2 protein-coding genes and 1 pseudogene are annotated in these 3,980 nt (G+C 55.6%); all 3 read right to left on the bottom strand.

What is annotated here, in order from left to right:
* Nucleotides 1–142 precede the first annotated feature (142 nt).
* Nucleotides 143–634 carry a hypothetical protein gene (locus tag HMPREF2886_RS34270; protein ID WP_128688766.1) on the bottom strand — a complete coding sequence of 164 codons (492 nt, stop codon included), beginning with the start codon at nucleotides 632–634 and terminating at the stop codon, nucleotides 143–145.
* Between the two features lie 3 nt (nucleotides 635–637).
* Nucleotides 638–3,388, bottom strand: a complete 2,751-nt coding sequence (locus HMPREF2886_RS13175; protein WP_070747560.1) for a glycoside hydrolase family 19 protein — start codon at nucleotides 3,386–3,388, stop codon at nucleotides 638–640.
* 18 nt (nucleotides 3,389–3,406) lie between these two features.
* A pseudogene (locus tag HMPREF2886_RS13170) lies at nucleotides 3,407–3,980 on the bottom strand (type VI secretion system tip protein VgrG); the annotation flags it as partial.

Here is a 3,980-nt window from a genome sequence, read left to right as displayed (position 1 = left end):
TGTATTTCTTGCGCTTCATGAACACTCCTTCAGCACGGTGTGAGCTTACTCGAAAGTGTCCGTGTTAACGGGGTAGAACCTGCCTCTGAGGAAATCGACGAAGACCTGCGCAGTCCCTTCCCACTAGGTTTCCGCGTCAGTGCTAATTTTCATTTTCAAAAATTTCATATAGTCCTGAATTGAATCCGGAGTTGTAATTTTCACACAAAATTTCTTTGACTCGGCTATCTCCTTTGTAAATCAGTATTTTTGTGTTCGATTCAAAGCCAGTTTCTTCACCTGGTGGGTGGCCTGATTCATCTTTTATTAGGTAAGTATGGTTTCCATTCGTAAAGCTTATAGTTGCCATTGATCCGCCGGGTCTTGGAATACTATTAAAGCTAAAGCTGGCAGAAGGTGGGGCATATTGGGGGGGGAATTCCAGCTCAATTTTTTGGGGTGTGCCAAATCTATATTTAGCATACCCCGATGAGCGTGTTGCATCGTTAGATGCACATATTGAGGCTATTTTTATTCCGGATAGGCAATTTAGAAGTATCTTTTCATTTTTGTTGCATAGGTTGGCTCTATATTCAGCTGCGCTGCAGAAAAATGATAATAGAAGTAAGATTGTGAAATGATAAGATTTTAACATTTCCTAGATGCCCATGGCTTTCTTGAGGGAGTTTAGTCTAGTTCTTCTATCTTCTAATCCGTTCGTTCCGCCATTTATTATGAAGGTTGTCTTTGTGAGGTCATCTTTGTCTGCGGCAGCAGAAAAATTATTAGCCATGCAATACCAAAAAGCCGACTCAATACCGTACCTTATCTCTGTTGAGATAAGGTCTGGATTTGACAAGAAATCCTGTATGTCTTCTGGGATAGCGCTATTGTGGTGATTCATGTATCTCCTGTATGTATCTTTTCCGGTTAATTGAATTAGCCCGCGTCCTCTGTATTTATATCCTTCCTGAGATGCTTCGTTACCATTTCCCATCCGATCTGAATAAACGTAGCTCAATAAATTAACTGGATTGTTTGCATAAGTGTTTTCCTGGCTCCAAAGCTTGATCCTTAGTTTCCCAAGTTCGCAACTGTCTGTTGCGGTTATGTAATTTTTCTGCCCGCCTCTACAGCCGAATATCATTCGCATCCTTACTGCGCTATAACTTCCGTTTTCCTGTCTTATTTTAAACCCGCTTTCATGACCAGTCTGAGCCAGAAAATGCGCTATACGAATAGGAGTATCTATTCCATAAATTGGCGCATACGCATTAAGTATTGGCAATATGCTTTCATGGTAGCTTTGCAGGCCGCTGGGGTTTGCTAAGTTTAGCATTTCTAGAGTAATTAACTGTGGAGGGATCAAGTTGAAATTTCCCGCCAACCCAATCGGATGAAAGTGGTAGACCTTTGCATCTCCCGGCAATCCAACGCTCGAAGCCACTTCACTCCACCAGCGCAACCGCAACACGCAATTCTTTTCCGCCTCGACGTTGTCCATCGCCCGCTGGCCAAACTTCAGCGCGATGTCGGAAATCACGCCGTACTTGCTGGCCCAGGACGGGACATGCCATTCGCTGGTATGAAAGGCGATCAAACCACCGATGCGCTTCGCGACGGCCCTGTCCTTCAAGGCGGCATCCAGTTCCTCCTCGGTCAGCCTGCCGTCCCTGTTCGAGTCCACCAGTTGCCGGATCTGCTGGAAGAATGGCGTTTCGGGCGGTCTGGGGCCGCCTCTGAGGAAGTCGACGAAGATTTGCGCAGTCCCTTCCCACCAGGTTCCCGCGTCGTTGCTGGCAGCATCGACCACCTCGAAACCGGGCCAGTGCCAGGGCGTGAGGCGTCGGTTCTGGTCCTTAGCCCATCCCTGAACGGTGGAGCCCGCCGCGCGGTGGACCGTCACGCTTATCCAGGTCTGTCCCTGGTCATCCTGTTGCTGCGTGGTATCGCGGGTGATGGTTTCGGTCCAGTCCGTCTCTAGCTCAATGATGGTGGCTGCGTCATCCCTGGGCTCGCTCTTCAGCGCATCGCCTTTGCGCAACCCGAGTAGTGTCCAATGCCGTTCCGGTAGCTTGTCCGCATGGCGCCGGCTGTCGCGAAGAAACTGCGGCACGTCATCGGCGCTGAAGGCTTCCAGGTGCAGCGTCGGGCGCGAGGCGGCCTGGCCAAGGAACAGGGTTTCGCAACTGGAGACCTGCTCGCCCATATGGCCGATGACCGTGCCCATGTCGATGGGAATGGGAGGCGATGGCAGTTGGATGCTGTCGAACGCTTCAGGAACCAGAAGCTCGTCCAGTTCTTTCAGGAAGACGTATCCGTTCTCCATCAGGCTGGTGACCCGTGCGCCGTCAGGCTTGGTGGCGACTCCGCCCTCGACGATGTTCCTGAGCATGACCCACTTGTCGTTTCCGGCGATCGGCTCGACTTCCACCCGCGACCCACGCACGAGGATGCCGAGCTCGTTGTCTGGTCTGCTGACCGGGGTGGACCTGACCATCAGTCCTTCGATGAGCGTGCCCTGCAATGTCCATCTGTTGCGGGTCCTGGGCCCGGCCCGGTACTGTTTTTTCGACCACCATCCAGGCCGTGGCAGGTTCGGCTTTGCATCGTAGGTGGCGCCATCGGCCAGGTGCATGTACAGGCTGTACAGGACCAGGGACGGCGTTGGCATCGATGGGGTTTGAGGTTGTGTCGCGTCGGGTTGCGCCATGGGGCGCGGTTGGCTGCCCAGCACAACCATGGCGGTCGGCGGCTCCCCGCCAAACCAGCGATTGGGCAAGCGGGGTGGCACCTTGTCCAGGCTGCGGGCCTGGAGCCAGGGCTCGGCCTCCGGCTCATTTGTCCAGGTGGCGGTCGATGGCGGCAGGATGCGCACCTTGACCCAACCGTCCCGCATGTCCAGCAGCGCCACGCGCGCGTATACCGGGAGCCAGCCGATGGTGGGGCCATTCTCCCGCGTCGCCAGCCGCGCTCCATAGTCCAGTTCGGTAATGGTCTGCGCCACCTCGTCGTCGCTGGCTGGCGCCGGCAATGCGGGCGCCTGCAGGTGGTGACGGATCAGCACGAAGCCGGTGGAGTACGGTCGCAAAGCCGCCTTTTCCGTGCCCGGCTGGTCTTCGCCCGTATCGGCGGCGGGCGTCGCATCCGGGTATGACCTGTCGAGCCGGTAGGCGACGATTTCCCCGTCGGCCAGGCAATGCACGCCTTCGTCGATGGAAAAGGCATTGGCGGTTGCTCGGTCGAAGTGAATCCCGCCATGGAAGTGGCCGTTGTCGCCCAGTGGAAAGTGTCCGCCGTCTGCGAAAGCCAGACCTTCATAAGCTGGCTGGGCATCGGCGAAGGGTTTGCCGTCCTTCGCGTTGAAGGGGTAGCCCATTCGGGATGTGGGTTTCGGCGTATCCGACATCTTGGCTCGCTCCTTGAGTCAGCGGGTGAACCGCCACAGCCAGTTTTCAGCGAGGGACATGTCACCGTCAGGCGTGCCAGCCATCGACAGCGAATTGCTTTTTCCACCGCCTTGTCGGGTCAGCGGGCCCTTGATGGTGATAGCGATCCCCTCCAGTGTGATGCCTCCGTCGTGCAGCGTGATGGTTCCGCCGGGGCCGTGCAGGCGGAAGACTTCTCCAGCCTGTAGTTCGACAAGGCGCGAGCGTTGGATAACTGACTTGCCTGCACCCAGCGATGCATTACCTTCCACCCGCTGCTCCAGGTGCCCACCAATCTCCACCCAGTGGTTGGCGGCGGTCTTGTCTCGGCGGTGGTTGCCCACCTGTTCGGTGCTGTCCTTGCCGGTGTTGATGGTGTGGTTGCGTTCGATGGTCAGGTAGTCGTCGCGGCCGATGTCGTGGCGCCGGTCTTGGCCGATGGTCACCTGCTCGTCGTTGCCTACCGTTTCCGTGCGGTCATGCCCGATGTCGATGACTTCGTCGTGCTCGACCTGTTCTTTGCGGTCATGGCCGACGAAGGTGGTCTCGTCGTGGTTGACGACGTTGTTCTGG

The sequence above is a fragment of the Pseudomonas sp. HMSC066A08 genome (genome assembly GCF_001813025.1).
Taxonomy (GTDB): domain Bacteria; phylum Pseudomonadota; class Gammaproteobacteria; order Pseudomonadales; family Pseudomonadaceae; genus Pseudomonas; species Pseudomonas aeruginosa.
This window is presented reverse-complemented; position numbering and strand designations above follow the sequence as displayed.